Source organism: Haloarcula sp. JP-L23, assembly GCF_011602445.1.
In the GTDB taxonomy this organism is placed as follows: Archaea; Halobacteriota; Halobacteria; order Halobacteriales; family Haloarculaceae; genus Haloarcula; species Haloarcula pellucida.
Map to the genome: position 1 here is coordinate 368,487 of NZ_CP050014.1, position 14,559 is coordinate 383,045.

At 67.9% G+C, this 14,559-nt stretch carries 15 protein-coding genes; 12 read left to right on the forward strand and 3 right to left on the reverse strand.

Annotated features, from left to right (window positions below; genetic code table 11):
• Positions 1-74: 74 nt before the first annotated feature.
• From pdhA to G9465_RS01775, 3 genes are read left to right on the forward strand one after another with little or no spacing between them, the layout of a single operon-like run.
• Positions 75-1,181 carry a pyruvate dehydrogenase (acetyl-transferring) E1 component subunit alpha gene (gene pdhA, locus G9465_RS01765; RefSeq protein WP_166972845.1) on the forward strand — a complete coding sequence of 369 codons (1,107 nt, stop codon included), beginning with the start codon at positions 75-77 and terminating at the stop codon, positions 1,179-1,181.
• A complete protein-coding gene (locus G9465_RS01770) occupies positions 1,178-2,161 on the forward strand; it encodes an alpha-ketoacid dehydrogenase subunit beta (RefSeq protein ID WP_166966970.1) in 984 nt (327 codons plus the stop codon). Before pdhA ends, G9465_RS01770 begins: the two co-directional genes overlap by 4 nt.
• Before the next feature lie 3 nt (positions 2,162-2,164).
• On the forward strand, positions 2,165-3,793 hold the full coding sequence (locus G9465_RS01775) for a 2-oxo acid dehydrogenase subunit E2 (protein ID WP_166966972.1): 1,629 nt from the start codon (positions 2,165-2,167) through the stop codon (positions 3,791-3,793).
• On the opposite strand, the gene G9465_RS01780 is transcribed toward G9465_RS01775, so the two are convergent.
• Positions 3,794-4,123: a carboxymuconolactone decarboxylase family protein gene (locus tag G9465_RS01780; protein WP_166966975.1), complete on the reverse strand. Its 330-nt coding sequence runs from the start codon at positions 4,121-4,123 to the stop codon at positions 3,794-3,796.
• A gap of 130 nt (positions 4,124-4,253) precedes the next feature.
• On the opposite strand from G9465_RS01780, the gene lpdA reads away from it, so the two are divergent.
• From lpdA to G9465_RS01815, 7 genes are all read left to right on the forward strand, one after another.
• Positions 4,254-5,672 (forward strand): dihydrolipoyl dehydrogenase, encoded by a 1,419-nt coding sequence (gene lpdA / locus G9465_RS01785; protein WP_166966977.1) that lies wholly within the window; start codon positions 4,254-4,256, stop codon positions 5,670-5,672.
• 88 nt (positions 5,673-5,760) lie between these two features.
• A complete protein-coding gene (locus G9465_RS01790; protein ID WP_166966979.1) occupies positions 5,761-6,402 on the forward strand; it encodes a hypothetical protein in 642 nt (213 codons plus the stop codon).
• A gap of 42 nt (positions 6,403-6,444) precedes the next feature.
• Positions 6,445-7,284 carry an aldo/keto reductase gene (locus G9465_RS01795; protein ID WP_166966981.1) on the forward strand — a complete coding sequence of 280 codons (840 nt, stop codon included), beginning with the start codon at positions 6,445-6,447 and terminating at the stop codon, positions 7,282-7,284.
• Positions 7,285-7,339: 55 nt separating this feature from the next.
• A complete protein-coding gene (locus G9465_RS01800; protein ID WP_166966983.1) occupies positions 7,340-7,831 on the forward strand; it encodes a hypothetical protein in 492 nt (163 codons plus the stop codon).
• Between the two features lie 20 nt (positions 7,832-7,851).
• Positions 7,852-8,667: a prephenate dehydratase gene (gene pheA / locus G9465_RS01805; RefSeq protein WP_166972847.1), complete on the forward strand. Its 816-nt coding sequence runs from the start codon at positions 7,852-7,854 to the stop codon at positions 8,665-8,667.
• A gap of 49 nt (positions 8,668-8,716) precedes the next feature.
• The gene (locus G9465_RS01810; RefSeq protein ID WP_166966985.1) at positions 8,717-9,121 is read left to right on the forward strand and encodes an Hsp20/alpha crystallin family protein; all 405 of its coding nucleotides are present in this window, start codon (positions 8,717-8,719) and stop codon (positions 9,119-9,121) included.
• Between the two features lies 1 nt (position 9,122).
• Complete coding sequence (locus G9465_RS01815; protein WP_166966987.1) at positions 9,123-9,581, forward strand: peroxiredoxin; 459 nt, start codon at positions 9,123-9,125, stop codon at positions 9,579-9,581.
• Between the two features lie 22 nt (positions 9,582-9,603).
• Here the strand turns inward: G9465_RS01815 and leuS are convergent, their stop codons facing one another.
• Complete coding sequence (gene leuS, locus G9465_RS01820; protein WP_166966989.1) at positions 9,604-12,309, reverse strand: leucine--tRNA ligase; 2,706 nt, start codon at positions 12,307-12,309, stop codon at positions 9,604-9,606.
• A gap of 112 nt (positions 12,310-12,421) precedes the next feature.
• Between leuS and G9465_RS01825 the strand changes: the two genes are divergently transcribed.
• Positions 12,422-12,637, forward strand: a complete 216-nt coding sequence (locus tag G9465_RS01825) for a hypothetical protein (protein ID WP_193571726.1) — start codon at positions 12,422-12,424, stop codon at positions 12,635-12,637.
• On the opposite strand, the gene G9465_RS01830 is transcribed toward G9465_RS01825, so the two are convergent.
• Entirely contained in the window at positions 12,634-13,629 is a 996-nt protein-coding gene (locus G9465_RS01830) for an ornithine cyclodeaminase family protein (protein ID WP_166966993.1), read from the reverse strand. The two genes, G9465_RS01825 and G9465_RS01830, sit on opposite strands and share 4 nt — an antisense overlap.
• Positions 13,630-13,734: 105 nt before the next feature.
• Between G9465_RS01830 and G9465_RS01835 the strand changes: the two genes are divergently transcribed.
• Positions 13,735-14,559, forward strand: coding sequence for a hypothetical protein (locus tag G9465_RS01835; protein WP_166966995.1), 825 nt, complete (start codon positions 13,735-13,737; stop codon positions 14,557-14,559).

The following is a 14,559-nucleotide window of genomic DNA, read 5'->3' on the forward strand; positions in this document are numbered from 1 at the left end:
TATAACACCACACAAACGCTAAGCCCGTCGCGAGTCAAGATGTACCACATGTCACACCAGGGTAGGTGGTCTCTCTGAGTGTCCTCCAGCGCGACCCCACGGACAGAGTACAGGTACTCGACGAAGACGGGCAGGTCGTCGACGGCGCGACGGTGCCGGACCTGTCCGACGACACGCTCGTCGAGATGTACCGCAACGTCAAACTGGGACGGCACTTCGACCAGCGAGCGGTGAGTCTCCAGCGGCAGGGTCGGATGGGGACCTACCCGCCGATGTCCGGACAGGAGGCCTCGCAGGTCGGGAGCGCGATGGCGCTCGGCAGGGACGACTGGACGTTCCCCAGTTACCGCGAACACCTCGCGCTGTACGTCCGGGGCTGGGCCCTCGCCGAGGACCTGCTGTACTGGATGGGCAGCGAGCGTGGGAACGCACCCCCCGAAGACGTGCAGGTGTTTTCGCTTGCCGTCCCCATCGCCACCCAGATACCTCACGCGACGGGGGCGGCGTGGGCCTCGAAGCTCAAGGGCGAGGACAAGGTGTTCCTCACCTACTTCGGCGACGGTGCCACCTCCGAGGGGGACTTCCACGAGGGGCTGAACTTCGCCGGCGTCTTCGACGTGCCCGCGGTGTTTTTCTGTAACAACAACCAGTGGGCCATCTCGGTCCCTCGAAAGCGACAGACGGCCAGCGAGACGTTAGCTCAGAAGGCAAACGCCTACGGCTTCGACGGCGTGCAGGTCGACGGGATGGACCCACTCGCGGTGTATCAGGCGACCAGCGAGGCCGTCGCGAAGGCCCGTGACCCCGGCGAGGGCGAACGCCGCCCCACGATGATAGAGGCCGTACAGTACCGTTTCGGTGCCCACACCACCGCCGACGACCCCTCGGTGTACCGCGACGACGAGGAGGTCGAACGCTGGAAACAGAAAGACCCCATCCCGCGGATGGAGACGTTCCTCCGCGACCGGGGCCTGCTGGACGACGAACGGGTCGCGGCCATCGACGAGTCCATCAAGGAGGAGGTGGCCGACGCAATCGACGCCGCCGAGTCGACGGAGCGACCCACCCCGGAGGAGATGTTCGCGAACGTGTACGCGGAGATGCCGAAGCGACTCGAACAGCAACTCGACTATCTGCAGGCGTTGCGGGAGCGACACGGTGACGAGGTGCTACTGGAATGAGCGCACAGAGTCTCACGCTGGTACAGGCGGTCCGAGACGGTCTCTACGGCGAGATGGAACGGGACGAAGACGTCCTCGTCATGGGCGAGGACGTCGGCAAGAACGGCGGCGTCTTCCGGGCGACGCAGGGCCTCTACGAGGAGTTCGGCGAGGACCGGGTCGTCGACACCCCACTGGCGGAGTCGGGCATCATCGGCACCGCCGTCGGGATGGCGGCCTACGGGATGCGCCCGGTCCCGGAGATGCAGTTCTCCGGGTTCATGTACCCCGCCTTCGACCAGATAGTGAGTCACGCCGCCCGCCTGCGCACCCGAAGCAGGGGCCGCTACACCTGCCCGATGACGATACGAGCGCCCTACGGCGGCGGCATCCGCGCCCCGGAGCACCACTCCGAGTCCAAAGAGGCGTTCTACACCCACGAACCCGGCCTCAAGGTGGTCGTCCCGTCGACGCCGCGAGACACGAAGGGCCTGCTCGCCGCCTCGATTCGTGACCCGGACCCCGTCGTCTTCCTCGAACCGAAACTCATCTACCGGGCGTTCCGCGAAGAAGTGCCCGACGAGGCCTACACCGTCGAGTTGGGCACAGCGAACGTCCGCCGCGAGGGTGAGGACGTCTCCGTGTTCACGTGGGGCGCGATGACCCGCCCGACGATGGAGGCCGCCGAGGCCCTCGCCGAGGAGGGCATCGACGTCGAAGTGGTCGATTTGCGGACGCTGAAACCGATGGACACCGACGCCATCGTCGAGTCGTTCAAGAAGACCGGCCGAGCGGCCGTCGTCCACGAGGCCCCGAAGACCGGCGGCCTCGCGGGAGAGATAATCGCCACGATTCAGGAGGAGGTCCTCCTGTATCAGGAGGCCCCCATCACGCGAATCACGGGCTTCGACGTGCCCTTCCCGCTCTATGCGCTGGAGGACTACTACCTCCCCGAACCTGCCCGCATCAAAGACGGTATCAGAGAGGCCGCGGAGTTTTAGCGCATGTTCGAGTTCGAACTCCCGGACCTCGGCGAGGGCGTCGCCGAGGGGGAAGTGCTGGAGTGGCACGTCGCCGTCGGCGACACCGTCACCGAGGACCAGGTGCTGGCCGAGGTGGAGACGGACAAGGCCGCCGTCGACGTCCCCTCACCCGTCGACGGCGTCGTCCGCGAACTGCACGCCGAGGTGGGCGACGTGGTACAGACCGGAGACGTGCTGATCAGTATCGAGGAGGACGGCGACGCCGCCGAGAGCGAGGCCGCCGAGACGCCGGCGAGCGAGGGCGCGGCCACCGACGGCGAGACGGACGTCACGACCGCCGACGGACGGGTGTTCGCCGCGCCGAGCGTCCGCCGCCTCGCCCGCGAAGAAGGGGTCGACATCACCGCCGTCGAGGGGTCCGGTCCCGGCGGCCGAGTCACGGAGGCCGACGTGGAGGCCGCGGCCGAGGCGACCGAGAGCGACGACGGCCCCACCAGCGTCGTCTCGAAAGTCGGCGACGAGGACGACGGCCCCACCAGCGTCGTCTCGCGGGTCGGCGGCGACGGCGAATCGGCCACAGACGACGAGGCCCAAGCGGTCAAATCGGCCGTCAGGAAGGTGTCGGCCGCGGAACCGATGGCCGAACGGCGCGACCGGACGCTGGCGACGCCGGCGACTCGCCGCCTCGCTCGCGAACTGGACGTCGACATCGACGCGGTGCCGACCGACGAGACTCGCGACGGTGAACCGTACGTCGACGAGGCTGCCGTCCGCTCCTTCGCCGAGGCCGAAGCCGCCGAAGTCACCGACGAAGACGTTCGCGAGGTGACCGAGACGGTCGTCTCGGAGATGCAGTCGATTGCCGACGAGGCCGCCGAGTCGACCACGGCGGTCGAAGCGGCCGAGGGCGACCGCCGGGAACCGTACCGCGGCGTCCGTCGGGCCATCGGCGAGCAGATGACCCGCTCCCGTCGGGAGGTCCCCCACGCGACGCACCACGACAAAGTGGCCGTCCCCGGCCTCGTCGAGGCCCGCGACCGACTCCAGCCACTCGCCGAGGAACGCGGCGTCCACCTCACCTACACGCCGTTCCTGCTGAAGTGCGTCGCCGCCGCGCTGGACGACCATCCCATCCTCGCAAGCCAACTCGACGCGGAGAACGAGGAGATCGTCTACAAGGCCGACCGGAACGTCGGCGTGGCGGCCGCGACCGACCACGGCCTCGTGGTCCCCGTCGTCGAGGACGTCGACGAGAAGGGGCTGCTGGAACTCGCGACGGAAGTCAACGACCTCGTCGACCGGGCGCGAAGCCGCGACATCGCCCGCGAAGAGATGCAGGGCGGGAGCTTCACCGTGACGAACTTCGGGGCCATCGGCGGCGAGTACGCCGACCCGGTGATCAACGTCCCGGAGACGGCGATTCTCGGCGTCGGGGCACTGAAACAGCGGCCGATAGCGAGGAGCGAGCTGTCTCGCTCCTCGGACAACGTGAGCGGTGAAACCGCGAACGACGGCGAGGTCGTCGCGAAACCGACGCTCACGCTCTCGTTGGCTATCGACCACCGGGTCATCGACGGCGCCGACGCCGCCCGGTTCGTCAACACGCTGAAAGAGTACCTCGCGGACCCGACGCGGCTGATGCTGGAGTAGCTACTCCGTCAGGTCGTCGATCCAGCTTCTGGCGGCCATCGCCTTCGGGAACCCGATGGTCGGAATCGACAGCGCGGCGACGTGCTGGAGTTCCTCGGCGGTCAATCCCTCGTCCAGTCCGCGCCGGACGTGTGAGTGGACCGCACCTTCGGACTGTGCGCCGACCGCGAGCGCGAGTTTCACGAGGCGCTTCGTCTCGTCGTCTAGCGGCCCCGCGTCCGAACAGGCCTCGCCGAGGTCGCTGTACGCCTCCCAGACCGCCGGGTTCTCCTTGGCGAACTGGCCCGGCGTCGCGGGTAGGTCCTCCGTCTCGCTGATCTGGTCTGCCATACTGGGGTGTTGGGTCGCCGGTGTAACATAGCTTGGCCCTCTATAACACGGGCCACACGTCGGCGGACGACCCTACGGCGGCCGACGGCGAGGGCACGTAGTTTTTCACCCGGCCGGTCGAGTGGTCGCTATGGTCGTAGGAGACGTCACCACGGGCACGGAACTGCTGGTCATCGGCGGCGGGCCGGGCGGCTACGTCGCCGCAATCCGGGGCGCACAACTGGGACTGGACACGACACTTGTCGAGAAGGACGCCTACGGCGGGACCTGTCTCAACCACGGCTGTATCCCCTCGAAGGCGCTCATCTCGGCGGCGGACGTCGCCCACGACGCCAAGCACGCCGAGGACATGGGCGTCTTCGCCGACCCCGCGGTAGACATGGCGGGGATGACCGAGTGGAAAGACGGCGTCGTCACGCGCCTGACGAAGGGCGTCGAGTCGCTGTGTAAGAGCGCGGGCGTCAACCTCGTCTCGGGCACCGCCGAGTTCGCCGACGAGGAGACGGTTCGGGTCGCCCACGGCGGCGAGGGACAGGGCTCGGAGTCCATCGCCTTCGAACACGCCGTCGTCGCCACCGGTAGCCGACCCATCGAGGTGCCGGGCTTCGAGTTCGACGGCGACCGCATCCTCTCCTCGCGGGACGCCCTCGCACTGGAGTCGGTGCCCGAGGACTTGCTCGTGGTCGGCGCGGGCTACATCGGCATGGAACTCTCGACGGTGTTCGCGAAACTGGGCGCGGACGTCACCGTCGTCGAGATGCTGGACGACGTACTCCCGGGCTACGAGTCGGACGTGGCCGACGTCGTCCGGGAACGTGCCGAATCGCTGGGCATCGACTTCGCGTTCGGCGAGGCCGCCCGCGACTGGGAGGAACTCGACGACGGCATCCGGGTGCGCACGACCGACGCCGACGACACCGTCGAGGAGTACAACACGGACCGCTGTCTCGTCGCCGTCGGCCGGACGCCGGTCACCGACACGCTGGGACTCGACGCCATCGACCTCGAACCGAACGACGACGGCTTCCTCGCGACGGACGATCAGGCCCGCACCGACGTCGAGCACATCTTCGCCGTCGGCGACGTGGCCGGCGAACCGATGCTGGCCCACAAGGGGATGGCCGAGGGCGAGGTGGCCGCCGAAGTCGCCGCCGGCGAACCCGCGGCGCTGGACCAGCAGGCGATTCCCGCCGCCGTCTTCACCGACCCCGAAATCGGCACCGTCGGGATGACCGAGGCCGAGGCCGACGACGCCGGGTTCGACCCCGTCGTCGGCGAGATGCCCCTGCGAGCGAACGGGCGGGCGCTCACACTCGACGAGAAAGCGGGGTTCGTCCGTGTCGTCGCCGACGCCGACACGGAGTTCCTGCTTGGCGCCCAAATCGTCGGGCCGGAGGCCTCCGAACTGATAGCCGAAGTCGGTCTCGGCATCGAGATGGGCGCCCGCCTAGAAGACGTCGTCGGCACCGTCCACACCCACCCGACGCTCTCGGAGGCGGTCCACGAGGCCGCGAAAGCCGCCCGCGGCGAGGCCATCCACACGCGCTGAGGCGCGTCTCGGATCGGGGCCGGTACCGTCCAAAAGGATTATATTGCCGTTTCGGAAAATATCTCCAGGCGCAGAACCGGCAAGAATCATGGCTTCCGACCCACTTCGAGACGACCACATCACCGACACGATGCTCTCCGGAACGACGTACGAACGCGTCCGGTACGAGCGTCACTCCTACTTCAGACAGACCGTCCCCCGAACGCTCGCACTCCAGAGTGCCTTCCTCGGACTGCTCGCGATACTGCTCCCGATGTACGGCCTCTTCCCGGAGAGCGTCGGTCAGTTCCTCCCGGCGGCCGACCCGGAGATCGCCTCTCCGAAGGTGTTGCTACTGGGCGTGTTCGGCGGGCTACTGGAGGCCCTCGGTGCCGCCTTGCTCGTCGGCGCGGCGGCCTACCGGGTCCGCCTCGCACCGCTCACCGAAGCACAGGCCCACGCCGTCCTCGACGTGGAGGACTTCGCGCGATACGTCGGCCTCGGGACCGGCGGCCTCGCCATCCTGCTCACCGTCTGTCTGTTCGCGATAGGGCTGGGTGGCGAGGGCACCGTCGCGTCCTACATCGCGACGGCCGGCGCTAACCCGTACGCACCCTCCGGCTACGGCCTCTCGGTGGGCACCGTCTCGCTGGCCGGGTTCGTCGCCAGCGTTCTCGTCTTCTATGCCGGGAGCTACTTCGCCGTCCGCATCGCCCTAGAGCGCATCCGACAACGCGGCACCGACGTCTGACCCACCCGACTCCCTTTCAGGGTGGGACACGAACCTCTGGCGATGGTTCACAACGAGAGTGATACGTTCGACATCGGCGGCGACCTCACGGTGCGTCGGCTCGGCTTCGGCGCGATGCGCATCACCGGCGAGGGTATCATCGGCGAACCCGACGACGTGGCGAACGCCCGCGCCGTGTTAGAGCGGGCCGTCGAACTCGGCGTCGACTTCATCGACACCGCCGATTCGTACGGCCCCGGCGTCTCCGAACGGCTCATCGGTGAGACGCTCGACACCGAGCGCGACGACCTGATCATCGGGACGAAGGGTGGCCTCCTGCGCAACACCGACGCCGACTGGCTCCCCCACGGCGACCCGGACTACCTCCGCAACGCCCTGCTGTGCTCGCGTGACCGACTGCGGATGGACCCCATCGACCTCTACCAGTACCACCGCCCGGACCCCGACACGCCGTTCGAGGACGCGGTCCACGCGCTCGCCGAGATGAAAGACGAGGGGCTGCTCCGCCACGTCGGTCTCTCGAACGTCAGCGTCGAGCAACTAGAGCAGGCCCAGGACATCGTCGAGATAGCGACGGTCCAGAACCAGTACAACGTCGCCAACCGCGACGACGAGGCCGTCCTCGAAGTCTGTGAGACCGACGGCGTCGGCTTCATCCCGTGGTTCCCGCTGGCGGCCGGCGAACTGGACGACGTCGACGGTATCGACGAGATAGCCGAGCGCCACGACGCCACGCGCTACCAGATCGCGCTCGCGTGGTTGCTCCAGCACTCGGACGTGACCCTGCCGATTCCGGGCACGTCGAGCGTCGACCATCTGGAGCAGAACGTCGCCGCGAGCGCCATCGACCTCTCCGACGAGGAACTGGCGCGGCTGTCCTGAGCCCCGCTGGCACCACAAGAGGTTTGCCGGGCGGTGTGGTGGGTGTCGTGAGCCCATGCTCCGTCAGTTCCATCGTGCAAAGCCCCTCCAAGCCGCCAAGCTCACCGCCATCGTCCTGACGCTCCTGTACTCGACTGGCGTCTACCTCCGAATCGTCCCCAGCGAGCGCATCACGACCCTTCTTCTCGTCCCGCTGATGGCGCTCGCGCTCGCGCTGACCGTCATCGGCGAGTCGCTGTACGCGGGCTACCGGGCCGCCCGGACCGACGGCCCCGTGGTCGAGGCGCTCACGGAACGTCCGGGCTACGCGTTCGTCCGCGCCGTCGAACTCGGCACGGCCGTCGTCGCAGTCGCCGCGGTGGTCGTCCTCATCGCCAGTATCCCCGCCGGGCCGATGGCAGGACCGGGCGCAGTCGGCGTGTTCCTGCTGGTGGTCGGCCTCGGCCTGCTCGTCCTCCTCGGCGGTTTGCTCCGGACACTCACCGAACTGTCCGTCACCCGTGGCAGCGACCGCACCGACGAGCGACGACCGGGGTTCTTTTCATGACGAGCGAACTACCCGACGGTATGACGACCATCACGCTGGGGCCCGCCGGCACCTACTCCCACCGGGCCGCGAAGGCGGTCGAGGACGGCGACATCGAGTTCGCGGAGTCGATGACCGCCATCGTCGAGGCCGTCGCCGAGGGCGAGGCCGACCGTGGCGTCGTCCCCGTCGAGAACAGCATCGAAGGGTCGGTGACGGAGTCGCTTGACGCCTTCTCGGAGTACGACGTCGCCGTCGTCAAGGAGATAATCACGCCCATCCGCCACGCGCTGCTGGCACAGGGCGAGTCGTTCGACCTCGTCTGTAGCCACGCACAGGCGCTGGCCCAGTGCCGCGGCTGGCTGGACGAACACTACCCCGACGTCGAGGTGGAGGCCGTCGCCTCGACCGCTCGCGGCGTCGAACGCGCCCGTGAGGACCCGAGCGTCGCCGCCATCGGCCACCCGGAGAACGCCACCAACGGCACCGAACTGGAGTTGCTGGCCGAGGACATTCAGGACCAGTCCTCGAACGCCACCCGGTTCGTCGCCGTTGCACCGGCGAGCGAACGGACCGAGGCGGGGAGCAAGACCTCCTTCATCGTCTACCCGAACGCCGATTACCCCGGACTGCTGCTGGAGCTGCTGGAGGCCTTCGCCGACCGCGACATCAACCTCACCCGCATCGAGTCCCGCCCCAGCGGCGAGCGCCTGGGCGACTACGTCTTCCACATCGACGCGGCCGCCGGCCTCTACGAGGAGCGCACGCAGGACGCCCTCGAAGACATCGAGGAACTGGCCGAGAACGGCTGGGTCCGCCATCTCGGGTCGTACGACAGCGTGACGGTGCTGAACTGAGCGGTGGTCGCGTACAGCGCTTAAGTCCCGGGGCCGCGTACCCCCACCTATGAGCGACCGTGACCCACTTGCGGAGTTGGAGCGAGCGTTCGACACCCTGAGCGAACAGTTCGGGGTGGACGTAGACACCGTCCCGACGGACATTCTCGACGAGGGCGACGCCTTCGTCGTCCACGCCGACCTCCCCGGGTTCGACAGCGCGGACCTGGACGTCCAGTTGGTCGAAGAACGGAAACTCACCATCACCGCCGACCACAGCGAGGAGAGCGAGACGACCGACGGTCGCTACGTCCAGCGCGAACGCCGCCGGCAGTCGGCCAGTCGGACCGTCCGACTCCCCGAGGCCGTCGACGAGGAGGGGACCAGCGCGAGTTACGAGGACGGCGTGCTCACCGTCCGCCTCCCGAAGGTCAGCGGCGACGCGGACGACGGGATGGACATCCCGGTGAACTGAGATGGTCCTCGAACCGGGGACAGCGGTGCCCGACATCGTCGCCGAGAACCAGGACGGCGACCGGGTACAACCGGACTTTGCGACCCCGACGGTCGTCTACTTCTACCCGGAAGACGACACGTCGGGATGTACGACCGAGGCCAAAGAGTTCGAAGAACGCTACGAGCAGTACGAAAGCGTCGGCGTCGGCGTCTACGGCGTCTCCACCGACGACGTCGACAGCCACTCCGAGTTCGCCGAGGCCCACGACCTCTCGTTTGACCTGCTTGCCGACCCGAACGGGAACGTCGCCGAGGCGTTCGACGTGGACCTGGTCGACGGGCGAAGCCGTCGGACGACGTTCGTCGTCGCACAGAATCAGGTCGTCGGCGTCTACGAGGGCGTCCGCCCGGAGGGCCACGCGACCGACGTGTTGCGTGACCTCGGCGAGGCGGGACTACTCGACGCCACAGAACAGTAGTCTCGAAAGAGAGCGCGCCGGCCTACGACTCGATGTCGATAGCCGGACGACCGGGTTCGGCCTTCTTCGCCAGACTCTCGTCGGCCGCTTCGGCCGACTGGACGACCACCTCGGCGTCGAACTCGCGTTCGACGAGCCACGCGGCCCGTTCCAGCGCCGCGCGTTCGCCCGCGGGCGAGAGCGTCTCGTCGTACTGGGCGCGGCCCGCGAGGTCCTTCGCGAAGTCGGCGGCGGCCTCGCCGTACTGCTGGAGGTCCTCGTTTTGCATCACCGCGGGGACGACGTTGTCGGCCTCGCGAGCGACGTCGACTACTCGGTGCTTCCACTCGGGCGCGACGGCGAGCGTGATAGTCTCCGGATTCTCGATACCCACGGTGTCGACGATGTCACGGACGTCCTCGCGGGTGTTCTCGACGAGGCGGCGCGCGACGGCGTAGTCCTCGGGCGCCTCGGCGCTTGGCCACTCGGCCTCGGCCATCAGGCCGTCGTGACCCAGTCGCTCCCATATCTCCTCGCCGACGTGGGGCGCGACCGGCGCGAGCAGTTTCGCGGCGGTGGTGATGCCGCGTTCGAGCACCGCGGCGTCCGGCGTGGTCGCGTCCTCGTAGCGACGGAGCAAGGAGACGAGTTCGCGCACGGCCTGCAGGGCGTGGTTGAAGCGGAACTCCTCGTACTCCTCGGTGGCGCGAGCGGCCGTCGCGTCGATTTCGCGGGCGACGTAGTCGGCGATGTCGTCTGCCTCGTCCGTGGCGACCGCACCTGCAGCATAGTCGTCGGCCAGCCGATAGACGTTCTGGAGGAAACTGTGAGCCGACTGGACCTCCTCGGCGCTCCAGGCCAGTTCCTTCTCCGGCTGGGCGGCCTCCATGATGAACAGGCGGGCGGTGTCGGCGCCGTACTCCTCGATGATGCGCTGTGGCGAGACGCCGTTACCGCGGCTCTTCGACATCTTGTGGCCGTCCTCGCCCAGCACCATCCCCTGATTCGTCAGGTTCGTGAAGGGCTCGCGAACGCCGTCGAGCAGGTCGCCGTCGTCTAACACTTTCGTGAAAAAGCGGGCGTACAGCAGGTGCATCACGGCGTGTTCGATGCCGCCGACGTACTGGTCGACCGGCATCCAGTCGCTCGCCCGGTCTGTGTCGAACGGCGCGTCTTCGAAGTCCGGGGAGGTGTAGCGCAGGAAGTACCACGAGGAGTCGACGAACGTGTCCATCGTGTCCGTCTCTCGCACCGCGTCGCCCCCGCAGTCGGGGCACTCGACGTGCTTCCACTCCTCGGCGGCGTCCAGCGGATTGCCCGTCGTGTGGACGAACTCCGGCAGTTCGACCGGCAGGTCCTCGTCGGGCACCTCGACGAAGCCACAGTCGTCACAGTGAATCATCGGGATGGGGGTTCCCCAGTAGCGCTGTCGGGAGATGCCCCAGTCCCGCAGGTTGTACTCCGTGCGGTGGTCGCCGTCGAACACGTCGACGAACGTCTCGCGGGCGTCCTCGCTGTGGAGGCCGTCGTACTCGCCGCTGTTGACGAGGACGCCGTCCTCGGTGTAGGCCGCTTCTTGCACGTCGATATCGTCGGGGTCCACGTCGGCGTCCTCGGTGGGTTCGACGACCTGTACGATGTCGATGTCGTGGGCTTCGGCGAACTCGTGGTCCCGGTCGTCGTGGGCCGGCACGGCGTAGAGCGCCCCGGTCCCAACGTCGGTCAGGACGTAGTCGGCGACGTAGACGGGAATCTCCTCGCCGGTGGCGGGGTTGACCGCGTACTCGCCGGTGAAGACGCCGGAGGTCACGTCGAGGTCGTCCTCGTCGGCCTGTTCGGCCATCTCGATGTACTCGGCGACCTCGTCGTTGTCCTCGGCGATCTCCTGTGCGACGGGGTGGCCGGGGGCCAGCGAGAAGTAGGTCGCCCCGTAGATGGTGTCCAGTCGCGTCGTGAAGATGTCCACCTCGTCGTAGCCGGGAATCTCGAAGGCGACGCTCGCGCCCTCCTGCTTGCCGATCCAGTTGCGCTGCATCTCCCGGACGTTGTTGGGCCACCCGTCGAGGTCGTCAAGCGCCGCCAGCAGTTCCTCGGCGTAGTCGGTGATGGTAAAGAACCACTGGTCCATCTCGCGGTGTTCGATAGGGGTGTCACAGCGCCAGCAGACTTCGACGGCGCCGCCGTCGCCGTGAGGCCCCTCCGGAGCCTCCCCCTCCTCGACCTGTTCGTCCGCCAGTACCGTCTCGCAGGACGGACACCAGTTCAGTTCGGCGCCCTGTCGCTCCACGAGACCCTCCTCGCGGAAGCGCTTGAACAGCCACTGGTTCCACTGGTAGTACTCCGGTTCGCAGGTCGCTATCTCGCGCTCCCAGTCGTAGCCGAAGCCCATCTCGGTCAACTGCTCGCGCATCGAGTCGATGCACTGCATCGTCCAGTCGCGGGGGTTCGTGTCCCGCTCCTCGGCGGCGTTCTCGGCGGGCAGGCCAAAGGAGTCCCACCCCATCGGGTGCAGCACGTTCTCCCCGCGCATCCGCTCGAAGCGGGCGAAGGCGTCCGTGATGGTGTAGTTCCGGACGTGGCCCATGTGGAGACTGCCCGACGTGTACGGGAACATCGCCAGCACGTACTCGGGGTCCTCGGCGTCGTCGTCGATGCGGAACACGTCGGCGTCCTCCCACGCCGCCTGCCAGTGGGATTCGATGGCGGTGTGGTCGAACCCACGCTCGCGTTCCTCGCCAGTCGTGGTCATGATACCGTGATTTCGGACACGGACGGTGCTATACCTTTCCCTTCACGGGACCCGAGCGGCGATACGGAGTGCCAGCCGTAGCCTTATGCTCACGCCGAACCTATCAGTCAGTATGACAGACGACGCCGACGAGTCGACCGACTCCATCTTGCCGGAACCGTTGCGAACCGTCACGCCGCTGACTGGCCCGCACCACGACGAGAGCATGGACGTCATCGGGTGGGGGGTGTTCCTCGGCCTGTTGGTCCTGTTGATGCCGCTGTTGCCGTTCATCCTCATCGTCTGGCTCATCTCGAAGGTGACCGAGGCCGTGGCGCCGTCGAACTAGGGCGACTCGGTGCCGACCAGTCCGAACGACAGGCCGTCACCCGCAATCTGTGCGCCCTGATAGGCGACGTGCGCGGCGGCTACGTCCTGAATCGCCAACCCCGTCGAGTCGAAGACGGTGATGCCGTCCTCGGGTTCACGGCCCGGTATCTCCCCGGCGACGACGCTGCCGAGTTCGCCGTAGATGTCCCCGTCCGAGAGAACCCCCTCGCTCCACGGGACGTTGATTTCGCCGGAGTGGGTACACTGCTCGTAGTCGTCGATGACGAGTTTCGCGTCCAGTAGGGTCTGGTCGGCGTGTTCGTGCTTGCCGGCGGCGTCGGCCCCGATAGCGTTGACGTGGGTGCGCTCGCCCAGCCACTCGCGGTCCACGATAGGCGACTCGACGGGCGTTATCGTCGAGAGCACGTCACATCGGGCGGCCTCCTCGATGGACCCGGCGCGCACCGCAAAGCGGTCCGAGAAGTGGTCGACGAACGCCTGCTGTTTCTTCGCGTCGCGGTCGGCGATGACCACCGTTTCGACGTCCCGGACGCTCGCGATGGCCTCCAGTTGCGTGTACGACTGGACGCCCGCGCCGACCAGTCCCAGCGAGTCGGCGTCGGGAACGGCGAGGTGGTCGGTGGCGACGGCCGCCGCCGCGCCGGTCCGCAGGCGCGTGAGGACGGTGCCGTCCATCACCGCCAGCGGGAACGCCGTCTCCGGGTCCGAGTAGATGAGCGTCCCCAGCACCGTCGGGAGGCCGTGGTCAGCGGGGTTGTCCGGGTGGACGTTGACCCACTTGACCGCGGCGGCGTCCCACTCGCCGGCGTGGACGTACGCCGGCATCGAGCGGAAGTCGCCGTTGTACTTCGGGAGGTCGATGTAGGACTTCGCGGGCATGATGGTGTCCCCGCGAGCGTCGGCCGCGAACGCCGCCGAGACGGCGTCGATGACCGCGGGCAGGTCGGCGTGTTCCGCCACGTCGTCGGGACCGAGCAGCAGCGTCTGCATGCGAAAACGTCGCACGCCGCGGCACTTATACTGCCCGCGTCTCTGCCCACGAAAGAAATTTCGGCACCCCGAGTCGTTATCCGTCCACAGTCCATCGCTCGGGACATGCACCGGGGGGCCACCGTCGTCGCGCTGGCACTCTGTCTCGTCACCGCGGGGTGTACCGGCCTCGTCGGGTCCGGGTCACCGTCGCCCGGCCAGACGGTGACGCCGGCACCGGTGCCCGCACAACCGCCGGCACGGGTCGCCCCGGGACTCACGGAGGCCGGCGTCACCGACACGGAGGCGCTCGCACGGGCCCACGTGACGACGCTCGGAAACGTCTCCTACACGCTCCGGCACACCCGCACCGTCGAGACGGCGAACGGCACCGTCCGTCTGCGGCAGGTCACCACCGGCGAGTTCGGCGCGAACTATCGCGAGTACGTCGCCACGCGCACGATTACCGGCACCGGCGTCCCGGACACGGAGATTCGGACCCGGTGGGTCGAGGGGCGTGCAGTCCAGTGGACGACGGTGAACGGGACGACCCGGCGGGCCATCGTCGCCGACGGCCGGGGTATCGGCGCACCACCACTGTCGCCCCGAGCGGCGCTGTTCTTCGACCCGACGTACAACGGCCGCATCGCTTCGCTGTTTTCGGGCGCGAACGTCACCGCCGTCACCCGGACCGGCGAGGAGGTCATGCAGACCTACCGGGCGCCGGTCTCCCGCGTCGTCGCCGACGGGGCGACCGACCGCTCGCAGTTCCCCGTCGTCCCCGCCGAGCGAGTCGGCCACGTGCGCTTCACCGCCGTCGTCGGCCCCAGCGGCGTCGTCTACGGCTACGGCACGCAGTACACCGTCGTCCGGAACGGGACGAGACTTCGGGTGACCGAGTCCATGCGGTACAGCGACCTCGGGACGACGACACCGGACCTCGGCGAGTGA

Coding starts and splice junctions, on each gene's coding strand:
- G9465_RS01770 (WP_166966970.1), top strand. CDS start 1,178: ATGAGCGCACAGAGTCTCACGCTGGTACAGGCGGTCCGAGACGGTCTC.
- G9465_RS01810 (WP_166966985.1), top strand. CDS start 8,717: ATGAGCGACCGTGACCCACTTGCGGAGTTGGAGCGAGCGTTCGACACC.
- G9465_RS01830 (WP_166966993.1), bottom strand. CDS start 13,629: ATGCAGACGCTGCTGCTCGGTCCCGACGACGTGGCGGAACACGCCGAC.
- G9465_RS01780 (WP_166966975.1), bottom strand. CDS start 4,123: ATGGCAGACCAGATCAGCGAGACGGAGGACCTACCCGCGACGCCGGGC.
- G9465_RS01835 (WP_166966995.1), top strand. CDS start 13,735: ATGCACCGGGGGGCCACCGTCGTCGCGCTGGCACTCTGTCTCGTCACC.
- leuS (WP_166966989.1), bottom strand. CDS start 12,309: ATGACCACGACTGGCGAGGAACGCGAGCGTGGGTTCGACCACACCGCC.
- G9465_RS01790 (WP_166966979.1), top strand. CDS start 5,761: ATGGCTTCCGACCCACTTCGAGACGACCACATCACCGACACGATGCTC.
- G9465_RS01825 (WP_193571726.1), top strand. CDS start 12,422: ATGACAGACGACGCCGACGAGTCGACCGACTCCATCTTGCCGGAACCG.
- G9465_RS01815 (WP_166966987.1), top strand. CDS start 9,123: ATGGTCCTCGAACCGGGGACAGCGGTGCCCGACATCGTCGCCGAGAAC.
- G9465_RS01800 (WP_166966983.1), top strand. CDS start 7,340: ATGCTCCGTCAGTTCCATCGTGCAAAGCCCCTCCAAGCCGCCAAGCTC.
- G9465_RS01775 (WP_166966972.1), top strand. CDS start 2,165: ATGTTCGAGTTCGAACTCCCGGACCTCGGCGAGGGCGTCGCCGAGGGG.
- lpdA (WP_166966977.1), top strand. CDS start 4,254: ATGGTCGTAGGAGACGTCACCACGGGCACGGAACTGCTGGTCATCGGC.
- G9465_RS01795 (WP_166966981.1), top strand. CDS start 6,445: ATGGTTCACAACGAGAGTGATACGTTCGACATCGGCGGCGACCTCACG.
- pheA (WP_166972847.1), top strand. CDS start 7,852: ATGACGACCATCACGCTGGGGCCCGCCGGCACCTACTCCCACCGGGCC.